At 36.9% G+C, this 18,173-nt stretch carries 22 protein-coding genes; all 22 read right to left on the bottom strand.

Annotation, left to right across the window (positions count from 1 at the left end):
• Nucleotides 1–5: 5 nt before the first annotated feature.
• The 22 genes from ACTWQM_RS07965 to fliG all read right to left on the bottom strand — a co-directional run bounded on the left by ACTWQM_RS07965 (nt 6) and on the right by fliG (nt 18,167).
• On the bottom strand, nt 6–872 hold the full coding sequence (locus ACTWQM_RS07965) for a MinD/ParA family protein (protein ID WP_443257649.1): 867 nt from the start codon (nt 870–872) through the stop codon (nt 6–8).
• Entirely contained in the window at nt 862–1,977 is a 1,116-nt protein-coding gene (gene flhF, locus ACTWQM_RS07960; RefSeq protein WP_443257648.1) for a flagellar biosynthesis protein FlhF, read from the bottom strand. Before flhF ends, ACTWQM_RS07965 begins: the two co-directional genes overlap by 11 nt.
• Nucleotides 1,974–4,007: a flagellar biosynthesis protein FlhA gene (gene flhA, locus ACTWQM_RS07955; RefSeq protein WP_443257647.1), complete on the bottom strand. Its 2,034-nt coding sequence runs from the start codon at nt 4,005–4,007 to the stop codon at nt 1,974–1,976. The genes flhF and flhA overlap by 4 nt, the downstream gene beginning before the upstream one ends.
• A gap of 12 nt (nt 4,008–4,019) precedes the next feature.
• Nucleotides 4,020–5,111 carry a flagellar biosynthesis protein FlhB gene (gene flhB / locus ACTWQM_RS07950; RefSeq protein ID WP_443257646.1) on the bottom strand — a complete coding sequence of 364 codons (1,092 nt, stop codon included), beginning with the start codon at nt 5,109–5,111 and terminating at the stop codon, nt 4,020–4,022.
• Between the two features lie 4 nt (nt 5,112–5,115).
• A complete protein-coding gene (fliR, locus tag ACTWQM_RS07945; RefSeq protein WP_443257645.1) occupies nt 5,116–5,895 on the bottom strand; it encodes a flagellar biosynthetic protein FliR in 780 nt (259 codons plus the stop codon).
• 3 nt (nt 5,896–5,898) lie between these two features.
• Nucleotides 5,899–6,168, bottom strand: a complete 270-nt coding sequence (gene fliQ, locus ACTWQM_RS07940; protein ID WP_092492937.1) for a flagellar biosynthesis protein FliQ — start codon at nt 6,166–6,168, stop codon at nt 5,899–5,901.
• Nucleotides 6,169–6,183: 15 nt separating this feature from the next.
• Entirely contained in the window at nt 6,184–6,849 is a 666-nt protein-coding gene (gene fliP / locus ACTWQM_RS07935) for a flagellar type III secretion system pore protein FliP (RefSeq protein WP_443257644.1), read from the bottom strand.
• Complete coding sequence (locus ACTWQM_RS07930) at nt 6,842–7,486, bottom strand: flagellar biosynthetic protein FliO (protein ID WP_443257643.1); 645 nt, start codon at nt 7,484–7,486, stop codon at nt 6,842–6,844. Before ACTWQM_RS07930 ends, fliP begins: the two co-directional genes overlap by 8 nt.
• 16 nt (nt 7,487–7,502) lie before the next feature.
• Complete coding sequence (locus ACTWQM_RS07925) at nt 7,503–7,865, bottom strand: response regulator (RefSeq protein ID WP_443257642.1); 363 nt, start codon at nt 7,863–7,865, stop codon at nt 7,503–7,505.
• 26 nt (nt 7,866–7,891) lie between these two features.
• Nucleotides 7,892–9,043, bottom strand: coding sequence for a flagellar motor switch phosphatase FliY (gene fliY, locus ACTWQM_RS07920; protein WP_443257801.1), 1,152 nt, complete (start codon nt 9,041–9,043; stop codon nt 7,892–7,894).
• Nucleotides 9,033–10,025, bottom strand: coding sequence for a flagellar motor switch protein FliM (fliM, locus tag ACTWQM_RS07915; RefSeq protein ID WP_443257641.1), 993 nt, complete (start codon nt 10,023–10,025; stop codon nt 9,033–9,035). Before fliM ends, fliY begins: the two co-directional genes overlap by 11 nt.
• Before the next feature lie 36 nt (nt 10,026–10,061).
• Nucleotides 10,062–10,484, bottom strand: coding sequence for a flagellar basal body-associated protein FliL (gene fliL, locus ACTWQM_RS07910; RefSeq protein WP_443257639.1), 423 nt, complete (start codon nt 10,482–10,484; stop codon nt 10,062–10,064).
• Nucleotides 10,474–10,695 carry a flagellar FlbD family protein gene (locus ACTWQM_RS07905; protein ID WP_443257638.1) on the bottom strand — a complete coding sequence of 74 codons (222 nt, stop codon included), beginning with the start codon at nt 10,693–10,695 and terminating at the stop codon, nt 10,474–10,476. Before ACTWQM_RS07905 ends, fliL begins: the two co-directional genes overlap by 11 nt.
• Nucleotides 10,696–10,743: 48 nt before the next feature.
• Nucleotides 10,744–11,646 (bottom strand): flagellar basal body rod protein FlgG, encoded by a 903-nt coding sequence (flgG, locus tag ACTWQM_RS07900; RefSeq protein ID WP_443257637.1) that lies wholly within the window; start codon nt 11,644–11,646, stop codon nt 10,744–10,746.
• Between the two features lie 92 nt (nt 11,647–11,738).
• Complete coding sequence (locus ACTWQM_RS07895) at nt 11,739–12,110, bottom strand: TIGR02530 family flagellar biosynthesis protein (protein ID WP_443257636.1); 372 nt, start codon at nt 12,108–12,110, stop codon at nt 11,739–11,741.
• A 1-nt stretch (nt 12,111) separates the two neighbouring features.
• Complete coding sequence (gene flgD / locus ACTWQM_RS07890; RefSeq protein ID WP_443257635.1) at nt 12,112–12,612, bottom strand: flagellar hook assembly protein FlgD; 501 nt, start codon at nt 12,610–12,612, stop codon at nt 12,112–12,114.
• Nucleotides 12,613–12,621: 9 nt separating this feature from the next.
• Nucleotides 12,622–14,001: a flagellar hook-length control protein FliK gene (locus ACTWQM_RS07885; protein WP_443257634.1), complete on the bottom strand. Its 1,380-nt coding sequence runs from the start codon at nt 13,999–14,001 to the stop codon at nt 12,622–12,624.
• A gap of 39 nt (nt 14,002–14,040) precedes the next feature.
• Nucleotides 14,041–14,637, bottom strand: a complete 597-nt coding sequence (locus ACTWQM_RS07880) for a MotE family protein (RefSeq protein ID WP_443257633.1) — start codon at nt 14,635–14,637, stop codon at nt 14,041–14,043.
• Between the two features lie 9 nt (nt 14,638–14,646).
• Nucleotides 14,647–15,090: a flagellar export protein FliJ gene (gene fliJ, locus ACTWQM_RS07875; protein ID WP_443257632.1), complete on the bottom strand. Its 444-nt coding sequence runs from the start codon at nt 15,088–15,090 to the stop codon at nt 14,647–14,649.
• Nucleotides 15,090–16,403, bottom strand: coding sequence for a flagellar protein export ATPase FliI (gene fliI, locus ACTWQM_RS07870; RefSeq protein ID WP_443257631.1), 1,314 nt, complete (start codon nt 16,401–16,403; stop codon nt 15,090–15,092). The genes fliJ and fliI overlap by 1 nt, the downstream gene beginning before the upstream one ends.
• The gene (gene fliH, locus ACTWQM_RS07865; protein WP_443257630.1) at nt 16,400–17,164 is read right to left on the bottom strand and encodes a flagellar assembly protein FliH; all 765 of its coding nucleotides are present in this window, start codon (nt 17,162–17,164) and stop codon (nt 16,400–16,402) included. Before fliH ends, fliI begins: the two co-directional genes overlap by 4 nt.
• Complete coding sequence (gene fliG, locus ACTWQM_RS07860) at nt 17,157–18,167, bottom strand: flagellar motor switch protein FliG (RefSeq protein WP_443257629.1); 1,011 nt, start codon at nt 18,165–18,167, stop codon at nt 17,157–17,159. Before fliG ends, fliH begins: the two co-directional genes overlap by 8 nt.
• Nucleotides 18,168–18,173 lie beyond the last annotated feature (6 nt).

Raw genomic sequence — 18,173 nt, 5'->3', positions numbered from 1 at the left:
GTAAATTACCTCTCCATCATAAACTGCTTTAGTCTTTTAACAAAGGAAGTAGATTTCCGTTGCTGGTATTCAGTGCTATTTAATGTGTAGTTTCTGACAATTACTTTAATAGCCTTTGATACAGCAGCCTTATCATCTAATAAAACATATGGTATTTGGCGTATAACTGCAGTTGAAACTATTTTATCATTAGGAAGTATACCTATCTTTTTGACTTCTACATTTAAAAATTGAGCAACAACCCGTTGAAATCTATCCAATGCCTTGTTTCCGCTTTTAGCTGAGGCTGAACGGTTCATAATAACTGAGATTGGCATATTACCTTGCCTGTTTAATATATGCTTTATCATGCCATATGCATCAGTTATAGATGTTGGTTCCGGTGTAGTAATAACAATACATTCATCAGATGCAAGAATCAGCGATAAACTATCATTTGTTGCACCTGCACCCATATCAAAAATAATATAATCATACAGTTTAACTAGTTCATTATATTGCTTATAAAAGTAATCTCTTTTCTCCTCATCCATCATAAAAAGACCTGATAATCCCGATCCTGCAGCGATATATGCTAAACCACGTGGCCCTGTTTCTATAATATCATGGACGGGTAAGTGGTCAGTAAACATATCGACTATTGTTTTCTCTGAATGTAAACCTAGTAATATATCAATATTCCCCATTCCAACATCCAAATCCAGCAAAAGAACTTTCTTATCTTGATTCAGAAGTTCTAACGAAAAGTTTAGCGCAACATTTGACTTACCGACACCACCCTTTCCACTTACTATTGCTATTGTTCTTGCCTGTCTTGGATCTTTAGAAATTTCCAATTGACGTCTTAGGCTTGCAGCTTGATCATGTATCACTATGTTCACCCACTATATAACTGCTAATGAGATTTGGGGATGGTTCAATTATATCGTCCGGTACATCCTGCCCATTTGTCATAAATGCTACCCCTACATTTTTCTTTAGCGCAATGTTCAACATGCTGCCATATTGTCTTGTCTCATCCACTTTAGTAAAAATCACCTCATTAATTGATAAATGATGGAATTGGTCAAATATTTCTGTTATATCTTTCGGCTTCGCTGTCATGGATAATACTAAATACGTTTCGATAGAAGTATTAAATTCGATACTATTCTGCAGCTCTTTTACATATTTTTCATCTCGAAAATTACGTCCAGCAGTATCAACAAGAATTAAATCATAGGACTTAAACTTTTCAACAGCAGCCTTATAATCTTCAATATTATAGGCAACTTCAATTGGTATATCCAGTATTTTTGAATATGTTTTTAATTGCTCTATCGCAGCAATTCGATATGTATCAGCAGTTATAAATGCAACCTTTTTGTTATCTTTAAGCATACTGGCCGCTGCAACCTTTGCAATGGTTGTTGTTTTTCCAACACCTGTTGGCCCAACAAATTGAATGATTTTATTTTGATATGTCAGCCCCTTAAAAGGAAGCTCGCTCAATCTGTTTTCTATTTCTGTCTTTGTATCATCCATAATAATATCTTGAGTTGGTGTAAATTCTTGTAACACATCATGTTTGTTTATAATAGTATCAATTATACTTTTTGCTAATTCCTCATCAGTTTCCTGCTGTATCAAATAGTAAAACATAACTTGGTACTCATCTGGATAATCGTTATTTCTATTCGATGACTGCAATTCAACAACTTTCCTTAAGTGACGTATTTCATTTAAAATAGTATCATCTTCCATACTTGCTGCCTTTTTAATACGACTTGTATCATTTAACGGATTTTGCTGTTTTGGTGGTTGAGGCTGTGGATCAAGTGCAGCAATTACTTCAATATTTCTTTTCTTAAAAAACCCTAAAAAGCCACCATGAAAAATCTCTTTTGAGTTTAAAATAACAGCTTCAGAACCTAGTTCTTTCCGAATTCGGTTCATGGCCTCTGGCATTGTTGATGCTACATACTTTTTTACCTTCATGCTACATTCACCACCCCAACACTTTGTATTTGAACATTTGGTTCTAATTCGTTATACGATAGCACAACCACTTGTGGCAGAAACCGATCCAGTAACTGTTTGAGATACATCCTAATTGCAGGAGAGCATAGAACAACTGCTGTTTCTTCTTGTAATGTAAGTTTTTCCACTTCATCATGAAGTGTTTTGACAATAACTTGTTGTGACTCTGGGTCTAACGCTAGATAATTACCATGCTCAGTCTGTTGAATGTTTTCTGCAATCATTTTTTCTACTTTACCTGAAACAGTGATTACTTTTAATGACATATCATCATTAGCATATTGTTTGGTTATTTGTGACGACAATGACTGTCGGACATATTCAGTAAGTAGTTCTGTATCATTTGTCATCTTGCCAAAATCAGCAAGTGTTTCAAAAATGATTGGCAGATTTCGAATCGAGATATTCTCTCTAAGCAGTTTGGCCAAGACTTTTTGAACGTCACCAACCGCTAATGGCTCTGGGGTAACCTCTTCTACCAGGATTGGATAATTTTCTTTCAAGTGATCAATTAATTGCTTCGTCTCTTGACGGCCTAAAAGCGCATGTGCATTTTGTTTAATTATTTCCGTGATATGAGTCGAAACAACTGATGGTGGATCAACCACCGTATACCCGGATAACTCTGCATCATCCTTGTTCTCTTCACTAATCCACTTTGCCGGCAAACCAAATGCAGGCTCTTTTGTTTCGATACCATCTATCTCTTCATCCTCTATGTCGGGTGTCATTGCCAAATAATGATCAAGCAATAACTCTCCAAATGCAACCTCATTTCCCTTTATTTTTAATCGGTATTCATTCGGATTTAGCTGGATGTTGTCTCGTATTCGCACTACAGGGACTACAATACCTAATTCAATAGCAAGCTGTCTTCGTATCATCACTACCCGGTCAAGCAGATCACCGCCTTGATTTGCATCGACCAATGGAATAAGTGCATAGCCGAATTCGAATTCAATCGGATCCATATTTAATAGATTCACAACACTTTCTGGTGACTTCATTGACGAAGACTCAGTCTGCTCCTCTTCCTCGATATCAGGCTCTTCTTTTTCATCGGATGGTCTTAATAGTACATACCCGCCTAATGCTAATAATCCAGCCATTGTTGTTGTTAGAAAGAAATTAATAGGTGTAAACCCAAGCAGGAATAACGTTCCAGCTGCAATAAATAATAGTTTCGGATATTGCAGCAACTGTTCCGTTACATCACTGCCCAAATTACCGGTTGATGTTGTTCTTGTAACTACAATCCCTGTAGCAGTCGCAATTAATAGTGCAGGTATCTGACTTACCAAGCCATCGCCAACTGTAAGGCGCATATATGTATTCATAGCTTCCGTAAAGGTGAAATCCATCTGAACCATACCAATAACAAGCCCAAAGATAATATTAATTAACACAATAATAATCCCAGCTATGGCATCACCCTTCACAAATTTACTTGCCCCATCCATAGCACCATGGAAATCAGCTTCACTTTCTACTTTTTCACGCCGTTCTTTAGCTTGTTGCTCAGAAATTAATCCAGCATTTAAATCGGCATCAATACTCATCTGCTTACCAGGCATAGCATCCAGTGTGAATCTAGCAGCAACTTCAGATACTCGCTCAGCACCTTTTGTGATAACTAAAAATTGAATAATAACTAGAATAACAAATACAACAAAACCTACAAGCGGGTTATCACCAATTACAAAAGACCCGAATGTAGCAATGACACCACCAGCTTCTGCCTCAGATAATATTGATCTTGTAGTCGAAACGTTCAAAGCAAGCCGGAACAATGTCAATAACAATAATAGAGAAGGAAATATCGAAAACTGCAATGCTTCACGTGTATTCATCGAAACTAGAATAACGACAAGTGCTAAAGATATATTACATAAAATAAGAATACTTAATAGCCACCCTGGTAAAGGGACGACAAGCATAACTATTATTAAAATTACTCCTAATAGTACAGATAAATCACGTGCTTTCATAGATGTCTCTCCTTATTGCCCAACTTTTTTCTCTAACCTGTATACATAAGCAAGCATCTCAGCTACAGCCTGATAAAATTCTTCTGGTATAATATCACCAATTTCAATGACATCATATAATGTTCTTGCCAATGGCTTATTTTCAACTGTAACCACATTGTTTGCTTTGGCAATTTCCCTAATTTTGAATGCTATCTGATCTACCCCTTTTGCAACAACATATGGAGCAGAAGCCTTATCTTCATCATACTTAATCGCAATAGCGAAATGGGTAGGGTTCGTAATTACCACATCTGCTGACGGAACTTCACTCATCATCCGCCTCGTCGCCATTTGACGCTGCTTCTCTTTAATTTTCGCCTTGATTTGAGGGTCCCCTTCAATATTTTTATGCTCATCTTTAACATCTTTTTTTGACATCTTTAAATTTTTTTCAAAGTCATACTTTTGATATGTATAATCAAAAACAGATAGGAACAACAATGCGAACGCTGCTGAAACACCCATAATAATTGTAATTCTTCCAAAGAAACCAATTGCATTTTCAGCGGTCTTAAACGCGAGCATCATCATCTCATCTTTATATATCCATATAATTAAAAATGTAATTGTTCCGATAAAGGAGATTTTTAATAATGATTTCAGCAACTCAACTAAAGCTCGAGCCGAGAATATTTTTTTTGCCCCTTGAATAGGATCGAGTTTCTTCAAATCCATCTTTAGTGGTTCTGTTGTAAACAAAAATCCGATTTGTGTGAAATTGGCTGCCAAACCTGCAAGTATTGCGACTACCATAATTGGTGCCAGCATTTTACCAAGTTCCAATGATGTTTCAGTTAATACTTGACCAACTGTAGGAATCGTTACATCCCAGTTAATATATTCGGTAAAAGTATGTTGAAACAATGTTGTCATGATGTCTTTCATGAAGCCACCAAACACGACTAAAATCACAAAACAAAAAAACAACAGAAATGCTGTATTGATATCCTGACTTTTGGCTACCTTCCCTTTTTTTCGCTCATCCTGCCGTTTCTTAGGTGTAGCTTTTTCGGTTTTTTCATCGGCACCTGCAAAGAATTGTAAGTCCAGTTTTAAGTGCATATTCTTAGGCACCTCCAAATAATTGCATTAGCCCTCGCATTGCGTCAAAGGTGGTTTCAAAAAGGCTCTTCACCAATACGACGTACAGACTAAGGAAAAATAAGATAACCACAAAACTAACGAAAATTTTTATCGGCAACCCTACCACAAATACGTTTAACTGCGGTACGGCTCTAGCGATAATCCCCAATGCGACATCCACTAAAAATAAACAGCCAACAATTGGAATTGCCATTTGGAAAGCTATCAAAAACATCTTATTAAACGTAGTAATGACAAAGTCAGCTATTGTCCCATCCTCAAAAGGAATAAATGATTGCATCGGTATTAAATTATAACTGTAAAAAATTCCATCTATTAACAAATGGTGACCATTTACCGATAATAAGAATAATAAGGCAATTACATAGAGGTATTGACCAGTTAAGGGAGTTTGAGCACCTGTTTGCGGGTCAATTACATTAGCAATCGCAAAGCCCATTTGAAAATCAATGAAACCACCAGCAATCTGGATGGCTGAAAGAATAATATAAGCTAATAATCCTATTAACAGACCAACGATTGCTTCCTTAATTAATAAAAACAAATACATGTTATCAATTGGGACATTCGATGAGTCAACGGTATAATACATTACTAATGCCAGAAAAAACGAAAACCCAATCTTAAACGGCGTCGGGATTGTCCGATATGAAAATAACGGAACGGTCGCAAAAAAAGCCGCAACCCGTACAAAAATAAGTAAAAAAACAGGAATACTCGAAAGATTAATAATATCTAACATGCTTTACCCTACAAACTGATTCAGATTTTGATATAAATTCACTGTGAATTCGACCATCTTTGTAAGCATCCATGGTCCAAAAAATACAAGCCCTACTAACACAGCAACAATTTTTGGTATAAAGGCTAGTGTCTGTTCCTGGATTTGAGTTGTGGCCTGAAAAATACTGACAAGAAGTCCTACAGCTAATGCCAGAATCAGCAATGGTCCCGATATAAGTAAAATAACATAAACACCTTTTTCAGCTAAGGTTAATACAAACTCACTCGTCAAATATAAACACCTGCCTTAAAACCCTTTTAATAATGACTGGGTAATCAAGTACCAACCATCAACTAAAACAAATAACAATATTTTAAATGGTAATGAAATCATTACTGGCGGTAACATCATCATCCCCATCGACATTAGAACACTTGCAACAGCCATATCAATTATTAGAAACGGAACAAATATCATAAATCCCATTTGAAAGGCCGTCTTCAACTCACTTATCGCGAAAGCTGGTACCAATGTAGTTAACGGAATATCCTGTATATTTTCTGGTTTGTCAATTTCTGCATAATTCATAAATAATGCCAGGTCTTTCTGCCGTGTATGTTTCGACATAAATTCTTTCATTGGTGTACTTGCTTCTTTATATGCTTCATCCAATGTTATCTCTTCTTCAAAAAGCGGCTGTAATGCCTCATCATACACTTCACTAAATGTTGGTGCCATTACGAAAAACGTAAGAAACAAGGCTAGCCCAATTAACACTTGATTTGGTGGCATCTGCTGTGTAGCAAGTGATGTTCTAACAAATGACAAAACAATAATTATTCTGGTAAAGCTTGTCATTAGAATTAATATACTTGGGGCTAACGATAATACTGTAAGTAAAAGCAGTAATTTCACTGATGTTGAAACAGATGAAGGATCAGATCCAGAAAACATATCTACAAATTCATTCATGTTTATCTTCCTTCTGTTTACGTTGATTGATTAACTTTGCTCTGCTTTGTTTCAATTTATTTAATTCATTAGAGAACATATTTTTAAAATCTTTCTTAGATTGGGTTTCTACATCTGTGTCTGTTTTTTGTTGAAAAACAGAAGTTAATAATGACTTTGTATGAGCTTCATTGGATTCATTATTATGTAATATCTCATTTTTTGCTTCTTCTTCACTAATTTCCTGCAGCATTTCAACATTCTCACCAACACCTATGATAAAGATTCTGGACCCGATTCGAACAAGCTGAATGGATTTATTAGGTCCAACTGATATGCCACCTAAGTTTTCCAACGCATTAACCTGTTGAAACAGTTTATTACGTTTACTTAAAAACTTAAGTAATAAATATATAAGCCCAAGTACTAAGAGTAAGGCAAAAAACATCTTGACCAAGTTAAATAGTAACGATCCATTACTCATTCCACCTGATTCTTCATTACTTTTGGCATCATTAGGAGTTGTTTCAGACTGTGTACAATCTGCTTCTTCCTCGAGGCATTTTTCTACACTAGGTCCCGCCTCAGTAATCACAGGATTCAAAGCAGTAAGGATGAAAGCTATAATACAAACAAATAAACTTATTTTCTTTATCACTATACTCACTCGTTTCTTAATCTAGCGCCTTCTGGATTGCTTCAACAACTCGTTCTGCTTGGAACGGTTTAACGATAAAATCTTTTGCTCCGGCTTGTATAGCATCTATAACCATCGCTTGTTGCCCCATAGCTGAGCACATAATTATATTTGCATCACCATCTAATTGTTTTATTTCTTTCAAAGCAGCTAACCCGTCCATCTCTGGCATCGTAATATCAAGCGTAACAAGATCAGGTTTCAGTTCCTTATATTTCTCAATTGCCTCTACGCCATCCTGTGCTTCACCAACAACTTCAAATCCATTTTTACTTAAAATATCTTTGATCATCATACGCATAAAAGCTGCGTCATCTACTATTAAAATTTGTTTTGCCATTGCAGTAGTCTCCCTTTAAAATAGTATTATTTTAGTTTCATTAAACGGTCAGTTCTGCTGCTGATGTCCGTTACACGAACACCAAAGTTTTCATCAATTACTACTACTTCGCCTTTAGCAATTAATTTTTCGTTCACCAGGATATCTACCGGTTCACCCGCAAGTTTGTCTAATTCAATGATAGAACCAGCCGATAGCTCTAAAATATCCTTAATAGTCCTGTTTGTACGACCTAGTTCAACCGTTACTTTTAATGGTATATCCAAAAGCATATCCAGATTGCGCTGTTCATTCTTATTTAACTCAACCTGTTCAAAATTCGAGAAAGTTGCTTGCTGAATAGTAGAATTATCCTGGTCAATTGTATCTCCAAGATATTGTCCACTTTTTGACTTTTGCGGTTCTGAATTAGCCTTTTGTTCTGTCTTAACTTTTGGCTTATCCAAATCAGCCGTTACAGCTGCCTCTTTTTCCCCATCAGATGAAGATTTATTTAGCAACTGATCAACCAGTTCCTTGGCAAACCGAACAGGTATCAACTGCATTATATTTGAATCTATCAGGTTACCAACTTGCAGCTGGAATGAAACTTTTACAAAATGTTCTTCATCAGAAATAGATTCATCAACTTCATTGCCATTCGTTTTTTCAAGATTAATAGTTGGCGGTGATATATCAACACGTTTACCAAATACCGTTGACATACTCGTTGCTGCTGTTCCCATCATCTGATTCATTGCTTCCTGAACAGCGCTAAGATGTATTTCATTCAATTCTTTATCAGGAGAAGATCCATCACCACCAAGCATAATGTCAGAAATCACAGCAGCATCTTCTGACTTCATGACCAGTAGATTCTGGCCATTGAAACCCTCTATATAATTTACCTGGATATTTACATGTTCAAAATCTAACACATTATCCATTTCTGTATTTTTAATAACAGAAACCCTTGGTGTTGTAATATCTACCTTTTGATTTAGTAGAGTCGATAATGTTGTTGCCGAGCTTCCAAAAGAAATATTACCTATTTCACCCAGCGTATCTATTTCAATTGTGGACAAAGAATTTAAACTATCACTTTGATCTTTTGCTTGACTATCCATCTCGTCTTCTTCTTCACCCACTTTCAGGAGTGCATCTATTTCATCTTGGGAAAGCATGCCGTCATTCATTATTGTTCCCCCCTTCAATTTCTTCAAGTACTTGCACTGACAGCTTATTTTTAAATTTGCCAGGCTGTACATAGAACTTAGGTTCATCATTTATTGCTAGTGTTAGTGGATGGTCAATCGGCTGATTTAGCCCTATTATGTCATCCGCCCCTAAGTTAAGCAGCTGCTGAATGCTAATATTGGTGTTACCTAATAATGCCCTTGCTTCAACATTAGCGGTTTGAATATTATTAGATAATTTTTCATATGCCTCAGGATCCCGCTTTTTAGTAGCTGTTTGCATCCAATAATGCACTGATAATTTTGGAATAATAGGTTCCAATACTATATGTGGAATACAAATATTAATCATGCCACTTGTTTCGCCTATTGTAGTATTCAATGAAACTACTACAACTGTTTCATTTGGTGATACCATTTGCAGGAATTGCGGATTCACTTCAAAATCCTCTAATATAGGGTCAATCTCTATTAAAGACGACCACGCCTCCTGCAGGTTAACTGTTGCTTTTTCAAAAAGTTGAGACATAAGCATTGTCTCAATTTCAGTTAAATTCTCTACTTTATTAACACTGTTTCCCTTACCGCCAAGGACCCTGTCAAGCATTCCATATGCAATATTCGGGTTAACTTCCATTAAAATTCTGCCTTCAAGTGGTGCTAAGCTATAAATGTTTAATACGGTCATTTTTGGAACGGACCGAATAAACTCTTCATAAGGTATTTGGTCAACAGACGCAACAGAGATATTCACATATGTTCTTAGTTGCGCAGAGAAGTAAGTCGTTAATAAACGGGCGTAGTTTTCATGAATCCTGGATAAACTCCGAATCTGATCTTTAGAAAACCGAAGCGCACGCTTAAAATCATATACACGAACCTTTTTCTCTTTTTCTTCTTTTTTTAATTCATCTGCATTCATTTCGCCTGACGATATCGCTGATAATAATGCATCAATCTCATTTTGCGAAAGTACTTCTTCCACTTGAAACCTCACCTCCAAACAGGAGAATTTACCTTACTACTGTAAAATTTTATTAATTGTGTAGACATCTGTAATATTGCCTTCTGTCATAACCTTATTTAACTCTAATTGGACAACATCTTCTAAATTGGATAATCCTGATTTAAAATCTTCTTCATTCATTTTAGCCAGTTCTTTTATTAAGATGTTTTTAAGCTGAAATTCCCGTTTTTTGACTTCTTCCTTCGCGTCTTTACTGTTGGTAATAATTTGAAATTGAATTCGTACGAAACTGCCATCTTCCAGGTCTGTGGTTATTTCGGAAGTCTGATATGAATTTTCTATGATTTCATCAATTGATTGTGCATTTCCACTATTTTTGTCACCAGTAATATTTAAAACTACAATAAGTGCAACTACACCAGCTAACAATAAAATACTTATGGATGTCACCATTGTTTTTCCTAATCTACTGCTCATTAACATCACCCATTTCGTTAAACCATCCATTTAAACCAATTTTTCGATAGTAATCTGTCACAAGTTGTTGTACGTCTGCTTCAGAATCCTTGACAACCAGTTTCTTACCATTCATTAATGTAATTGTCGTATCTGGATGTGATTGAATCTGCTCAATCATAATTGCGTTTAAAAGAAATAGTTCTCCATTCAATCTAGTAAGCTGAACCATAATTATGGCGGGAGTGCCTCTTAACCTGACACCCCCTACCTCCCTACATTATCGTTTTAAATTCACAAGTTCTTGCAGGATTTCATCTGATGTCGTAATGATTCTGGTATTCGCCTGGAATCCCCGTTGTGCTGTAATCATTTCCGTAAATTCTGAAGCAAGGTCCACGTTTGACATTTCCAGTGAACCACTGACAATTGATGCTACTCCATCAGTTTCAGGTTCAGCTAATCCAGTATAACCCGCGTTCTCTGTATTTAAATATAAGTTACTACCTGCTTTTTGAAGACCAGCTGGGTTTGAGAAGTTTGCTAATGCAACTTGACCGGCCACTTGAGTATTACCATCTGCATCAATGTAGTTTACAGTACCATTTGTTTGAACACTGAAGCTTTGTGCATCTTCAGGAATGTTGAGTGCAGAAATATTATCAGTATTTATTTCGTCATTACTTCCATCAGCATATCCCATTAGATACTGTCCATCAGGATTAACAATGTTTCCGTTAGTATCTAAGTAAAAATTTCCTGCACGTGTATAGGAGACATTAGAATCATCCAAGTTAATATTATCAAGTTCATTAGGATTACTTGGGTCAAAAATATCGCCTTGAGGATCATCTCTAGCTATATCACTAGCAACAACAAACATTCCATCGCCTTCCAATGAAAAATCTAGTGGATTATTCGTTGTTTGACGGAAACCTTGTGTATGAATGTTATCAATTGAACCCATTTGTGAACCTAAACCAATCTGTGCCGGGTTTACACCACCACGAGTATCTGTCGCACCCTGCGCTCCAGATGTTGTTTGGCTCATCATATCCTGAAACGTTACACGTCCCTTTTTAAACCCTGCAGTATTTACATTGGCAATATTATTACCGATAACATCTAATTTTGTCTGGAAACCTTTCATTCCGGAAATACCTGCGTACATTGAACGTAACATATTTATTTCTCCCCTTTATTGGTTTATATCACCTATAATTTTTAGCTGTATCATTCAGTCAACAGCTTAATGGCCTCCCAATCGGGTCCAGCCTATTCGTTTATTAATATCGTGCCATTAATATTAGTAAAAATCTTACTTGTTGCTTCTTCCTTATCCATTGCTGTTACTACTGTATTGTTTTTAGTACTAACAAGTAGTGCAGCGTTATCCGTAACAACTAATGAATCCGTAATACCTTTTTGTTTAGCTTCAGTCATTTTCTCTGAAATAACCTGCCATTGTGTTTCACTTATTGCGATATTTCGTTCACTCAAGCGTTCTTTGGCATGCTTGCTGATTCTAGGATGTTGTATCCCCGCCAAAATATCTTTAAAACTTGCTGATTCATTTTTCGTTTCTGGTTTCTTAACAGGTGGTAATGGCATCGCATGATGTTGCTGCAGCTGATTAATGCGGTCCATGCTATTCACTTCCTTCAGGTGCCGGTCCTGTTATCTCTTCTTGCTCAGTACCACTATCTGAATTGGCATCCGGATCACTTACCTGTGTAATCGAATCTGCATAAATTTTCTCACCGTTCTCAAGCTCCAGTACAGCCCAGCCATTTTGCTGACTTACGGCAGTAACATTACTCGTTTCAATATCGAGCTTCTCCCCAGTATCTTCATCATAAGCTTGATAAGAAACTTCTTTACCAATCATGTGACTGTTTTTTAGTATTGGTGATACCGTTTGATTTTGCACAAGACTATCAATTGAGTTTGTCATATTCATCATTTGTTCCAGGGAAGAAAATGATGCCATTTGTGAAACAAACTCCTGGTCTTTCATGGGATTGGTTGGATCCTGGTTTTGCAGTTGGGTCATTAAAATTTTCAAGAACCCATCTTTACCAAGATCAGCACTTGGTGTTCGCCCTGTTGATTGATTACTTAAATATAGGGATGGATCTATAGAATTCACGTCTCTCACCTACACTTTCTCATTCATTAAGATATTTTGAAATTGTGTCTCAAAATCTTCTTCTTCCTGTTGTTCGTCCTGTTCGGAATGGTCGGACTGTCCTTGTTCATGTTCATCCGTGTTTTGTTCTTCTTCACTTAAATTAGTTTGCGCCTGCTGTGATGATACTTCCTGCTTTTCAACCACTACCTGTTGTGGTGAAAACATGTTCTTCAATTGGTGCATATTCGACTCAAGCATTTCTTTGGCAGCATGAGAACTAACCATTATTTTAACAGTCATTTCTCCATTCATTTGTGTCAATTTAACCATCATGTCCCCAAGGTTCTCAGGCCGTAACGTGATGTTTAATTGTGACCTACCATTTTGCATCGTTAAAAACTTGCTTGTTTTCATTACTTTTTGGAACTGATCCATCAGTTGTTTATCAACAGGTTTTGTATCTTGATTCTGATTCATGTGAATGACATATTGTTCGACCTTTGATAATGGAACCGATGATGTTAATGACATGGACTGCTGTCCGGATACTTTATCACTGTTTGTTTGACTGCCAACTGCATTCTGCAGCCATTTTGATACATCATTACTTGTTACTTTTGCATCAGAATTGTACTGTAGTTTCGAAGCAAGTTGATTCCGCTTCTGAAAAGATTGTAAGAGTTCTTTCCAAACTGCCTGTTCCTTACTACCGCTTTTAGGCAAGTCTTGTAAAATCATTGTCTGATTCGTATTTTGCTTTTTCTCTAATGCTGTCCATTGCTCTAAAACCTTTAATAATTCGGGAGCTGCTTTAGAAGCACTTTTCTGATCGGTTACCTGTGAAAGTAACTTTTCAGCTTTCGCAAACAATGCTTCAAATTGCTTTTGAAGATTTTTATCGCTTATGATTGGTGACTGTTCTATAAAAGCAAGTAATGATGCTGCTTTTACTTCTGTTTTACTATCCTGCTCTGATGTAAGTTTTTTCACTGCACCTTCCAGCATTTTCATGACTTGTGCTTCTAATGTTCCACCTTGTTCATCCATTTTAATACTGCCAATTGTATCTTCCAGTATCTGCATTACTTGCACTTTGGATAATGGACCATTTTTACCTGAACTAATGCTATCAAAAGCCTGTTCTAACATTAGTGTTGCTTCTTCTTTTGATGCAGCACTGTTTAACAGCTTTTGAACATCTTTTGAACCCATTAGCATTTTAACTAAAGAGAGGTCCGTTTGTTCATCTTCCTTATTTTCGACAGGCCCCCTGGTGCCCTGTTCTGTTCTACCTGCTAACAAATCTTGGAAAAAAGATTGCTTATCCGCTGGTTGCTTGCCGGAATTTTGCTCTAATGTATGCCTTGTTTGCATCACTTGCTGCAAATTCATTCCAATAGCGTTCAACTTTCTCACCCCCTTTCAAGTTAAGCTGGTTTAGATTAGTTAGTTAGTTACAAACAATTGAGTCAATTCGGCGGCTAAATCAGGCTCCATTTCCTCAAAAATTCCGCCACGAACATCATTAGGTATTTGTTTTAGAATTCCTACAGCTAAATCCTGCTCCATGTTCTCAATAATTAATGCTGCCTGTGCACTATCCATTTCATTAAAGGATGAGGAGATTGCTTTAATTGATTCATTCCCTGATTCAGCTTCATCGGCAGTTTCTGATTTGATCTTCTCCTCATTGGCATTCCTGTTCTCAAGTTTGACAATTTCCTGTTCCAATTGCCCGACAGTAGACTCGAGATTGGAAACTTTCTGATTCAGCTGTGCTATTTTCTCATCTTTACTGGCAATAATATCCTTCGTCTTCTTTTCTTCCCGCTGTTCATTCTTTTCTTTATCTGTCGTGATCACAGAAGATATAACCGGAATACTATTTCCAGTGGATTTGGCCCAACCGACAACATCAACACCGGCAACTGTAAAAATAATGACTGTTAAGGTTATCGCAACAATAAAAGGAATAACGATAGCAAAAAAGAACCATAGAATCGGATTTGTTTTATTTTGTTGTTTTTTATTATCCTTTGCCATTCTTCTCACCTAATTTTTCTGGCTGAAATACTGTTGCATAGATATTTCATCCATTTGAGCATTTTCATTCTTTTTGACAAGCTCTTTATCTTCCTTGTGCCTGTGTTCAATAATCTTTTCAAACTTTTTCACTTCAACATGCGCATTGGTAAGTTTCTCATGATTAGTATCCATTTCATTTCTTGCTTTTTGTACGTCATGCTGAAGTTTCATAATCTGGTTGTTTAAAATTTCTATATATGCTACTTGCTCTTTAATTCTATCAATTGGGGTTGTTTGGTGAAGATAGCCTTCATATGATTCCTCGGCCACCTCTTTTTTTCTTAGCAGGTTATACAGCTGTGTAGCTATTTCCTCAAAGAAATCAATGGATTGCTGATATGCTTTCTGTGCATCTCTCTTTTCATTCTCACGTACATTTAATATTTTGGATAATGCAACTGTTTCTGCCATCAAATTCCTCCATTAAGCAACTTTTGCATCTGGTTAATTGATTCTTCAAGTGTATGGTATTCAAAAACTTGTTGCTTTAAAAACTCCTGTATCTTTGGATGGTATGATATCGCTTTATCGATTTCCTGGTTTGTGCCGCGCTTATAGGCACCAATCTGAATCAGTTCATTATTCTCTTCATAAGTAGCCATTAATGTCCTGATTTTTTGTGCAGCTTCCAAATGTTGTTTACCGGAAACCTGATTCATTACCCTGCTGATTGACTTTAATATATTAATAGCAGGAAATTGGCCCTGCTCTGCCAAATCTCTATCTAATATGAAATGGCCATCCAAAATACCTCGAACAGTGTCAGCAATTGGTTCATTCATATCATCACCATCTACCAGAACTGTATAAAAAGCGGTTATCGTTCCATTTTCACTTGTTCCTGTCCGTTCCAGTAACTTTGGCAGTGTAGCAAATACGGAAGGGGTATACCCCTTGGTTGTGGGTGGCTCTCCAGTTGCCAAACCAACCTCTCGTTGTGCCATTGCAACCCTTGTTACAGAATCCATCATTAGATTAACTTGAAAGCCCAGGTCCCGAAAATATTCACTAATTGCCGTTGCTGTATATGCACCTTTTATTCGCATTAAAGCTGGCTGATCAGATGTTGCTACAACTACAATAGATTTTTTTAATCCTTCTTCTCCCAGATCATTCTCTATAAACTCCCGAACTTCCCTGCCCCGCTCACCAATTAAACCAATCACATTTATATCTGCGCTACTATTACGGGCAATCATGCCAAGTAAAGTACTTTTACCAACTCCACTACCTGCAAATATACCTATCCTTTGCCCTTTACCTACTGTTAACAACGAATCAATTGCCTTAACCCCCACCTGGATGGGTTCAGATATAGGAGCACGAGATAGTGGGTTCGGTGGAGATTGTTCCGTTAAATAACTCGATAGTCCTTTTGGGAGTTTCGATTCATCCAAACATCTGCCTAATGAATCAACTGCTTTACCAATTAAGCCACGGCCGATTTTGACTGACAGGGGTTTACCTGTGGACTCAACTAAACAGCCTGGGCCAATTTCAGTTACCTGTGCGTACGGCATAAGAATAATTTTCTCATTGTTAAAGCCAACTACTTCAGACATGACCGTTTTTTTATTAGATGAGCTATGAATCAGACAAACTTCACCGATATTCGCATCTGGCCCCTGCGACTCAATCATTAATCCTACAACACGCAATACTTTTCCATATCGTTTTAATGTATCCGCCTGATCAATTGCATCCAAAAATCTTGTTGTTGTCATTGGTCACTCTCCATGTTGACCTCATGTAATACTTCACGCAGTTCCTGAAGTTGAACATCTATACTTGCGTCAATTCGTCCAAATGGATGTTCAATCAAACAACTGTTTTCTTTTAAGTTCTCATTAATATAGATAGATACATTTAGATCCTTGTCAACAAGCTGGACAATCTCATCTTTTTGCTTCATTACCATTTCATAATTACTAGGATGTAAATAAATTGAAAGTTCCGATTGATCCTTTATCTCCTTAATTGCTGCATTAACGATTGAGAGAAATGATTCCGGACTCTCCTTCAGCTCTTTTTTAATAATCTTTTCTGCAGCATGAACGGCCAGTTCTACTATAGTTTCATCACTTTGTTCAATCGTAGAGTGATAATCTTTTGTTGCAGAATCAATAATTTCATTGGCATTTGACAGTAATTCCTTATATTGGTCCTGTCCCTCTTGCTGACCAAGTTCAAAGCCTTCCTTAAATCCTTCATCCTGAGCCTGTTTAATATAAGCTTCTTTCTCTATTTTCCAATTTTCTTTAGCTTTTTCAATCTCCGCATTCGTCTCTTGCACCAAGGCCGCTTGCTGTTCCTTAATTTGCTGTATTCTTTCTTGTGCCTGGCTGATTTCAGATTGCAGATTTTTCTGTTCATCCGTTGTATTTGGGGAAGCTTGCTCATAATCATGATTATTTAATTTAATCGGTCTCACTTTAATTAGTTTTTCTTTCATAGTTCGTGATTGATTTGAAAAAATATTAGACAATGATATCGTCACCTCCACCTCGGGCTATAACGATCTCCCCAATCTCTTCCAGACGACGTATGGCCCCGACAATTCTTGTTTGAGCTTCCTCTACATCTCTCAGCCTAACAGGACCCATATATTCCATCTCTTCTTTAAACGTCTCTGCCATTCGCTGAGACATGTTGCTAAAGACTATATCCTTCACTTCATCACTAGCGACTTTAAGAGATAGACGCAAATCCTCATTCTCAACTTCTCGGATAACACGTTGAATTGCACGGTTATCCAATACAACAATATCCTCAAAAACAAACATGCGTTTCTTAATCTCTTCAGCCAACTCTGGATCCTGAATTTCAAGAGCATCCAAAATTGTTCTTTCAGTACTTCTATCAACCCCATTTAATACTTCAACAACAGCTGCAATCCCACCAGTTTGAGTATAGTCCTCTGTTAATGAGGAGGATATTTTCCGTTCTAGTACTTGCTCTACCTGACTGATAATTTCAGGTGAAGTTGAATCCATTGTTGCAATCCGTTTAGCAATTTCAGCCTGCATTTCCTGTGGTAACTCGGATAATATTTGCCCTGACTGTTCCGGATCCAAGTAAGATAATACAAGCGCGATTGTTTGTGGATGTTCGTGCTGAATAAAATTGAATACTTGCTGGGGGTCAGCTTTTCGTGCAAAGTCAAATGGCCTGACTTGCAATGATGATGTCAGGCGTTCTATGATGTTGGTTGCCTCATTCTCCCCAAAAGCTTTCTCAAGTACTGACTTTGCATAGCCAATCCCGCCTTGCGTAATATAATCCTGTGCTAAGGCTATTTGGTGAAATTGATCAAGAACATCTTCCTTCGTTTTGGATTCTACTTTTTTTACTGAAGAGATTTCCAAACTTAACTTCTCTATTTCTTCTTCTGACAAGTGTTTGTATACCTGTGCAGAAACATCTGGACCCATGGAGATTAAAAGAATAGCTGCTTTTTGTTTACCTGTAAGAGTTGATTGTTTTGCCATTTCCTA

The organism is Virgibacillus sp. L01 (assembly GCF_052246775.1).
Lineage (GTDB): Bacteria > Bacillota > Bacilli > Bacillales > Amphibacillaceae > Lentibacillus.
This window is presented reverse-complemented; position numbering and strand designations above follow the sequence as displayed.

Coding starts and splice junctions, on each gene's coding strand:
- ACTWQM_RS07925 (WP_443257642.1), bottom strand. CDS start 7,865: ATGGCAAAACAAATTTTAATAGTAGATGACGCAGCTTTTATGCGTATG.
- fliJ (WP_443257632.1), bottom strand. CDS start 15,090: ATGGCAGAAACAGTTGCATTATCCAAAATATTAAATGTACGTGAGAAT.
- fliL (WP_443257639.1), bottom strand. CDS start 10,484: ATGAGCAGTAGATTAGGAAAAACAATGGTGACATCCATAAGTATTTTA.
- fliI (WP_443257631.1), bottom strand. CDS start 16,403: ATGACAACAACAAGATTTTTGGATGCAATTGATCAGGCGGATACATTA.
- ACTWQM_RS07880 (WP_443257633.1), bottom strand. CDS start 14,637: ATGGCAAAGGATAATAAAAAACAACAAAATAAAACAAATCCGATTCTA.
- flhB (WP_443257646.1), bottom strand. CDS start 5,111: ATGCACTTAAAACTGGACTTACAATTCTTTGCAGGTGCCGATGAAAAA.
- fliR (WP_443257645.1), bottom strand. CDS start 5,895: ATGTTAGATATTATTAATCTTTCGAGTATTCCTGTTTTTTTACTTATT.
- ACTWQM_RS07895 (WP_443257636.1), bottom strand. CDS start 12,110: ATGGACCGCATTAATCAGCTGCAGCAACATCATGCGATGCCATTACCA.
- flgG (WP_443257637.1), bottom strand. CDS start 11,646: ATGTTACGTTCAATGTACGCAGGTATTTCCGGAATGAAAGGTTTCCAG.
- ACTWQM_RS07905 (WP_443257638.1), bottom strand. CDS start 10,695: ATGGTTCAGCTTACTAGATTGAATGGAGAACTATTTCTTTTAAACGCA.
- flhF (WP_443257648.1), bottom strand. CDS start 1,977: ATGAAGGTAAAAAAGTATGTAGCATCAACAATGCCAGAGGCCATGAAC.
- fliP (WP_443257644.1), bottom strand. CDS start 6,849: ATGAATGAATTTGTAGATATGTTTTCTGGATCTGATCCTTCATCTGTT.
- fliG (WP_443257629.1), bottom strand. CDS start 18,167: ATGGCAAAACAATCAACTCTTACAGGTAAACAAAAAGCAGCTATTCTT.
- flhA (WP_443257647.1), bottom strand. CDS start 4,007: ATGAAAGCACGTGATTTATCTGTACTATTAGGAGTAATTTTAATAATA.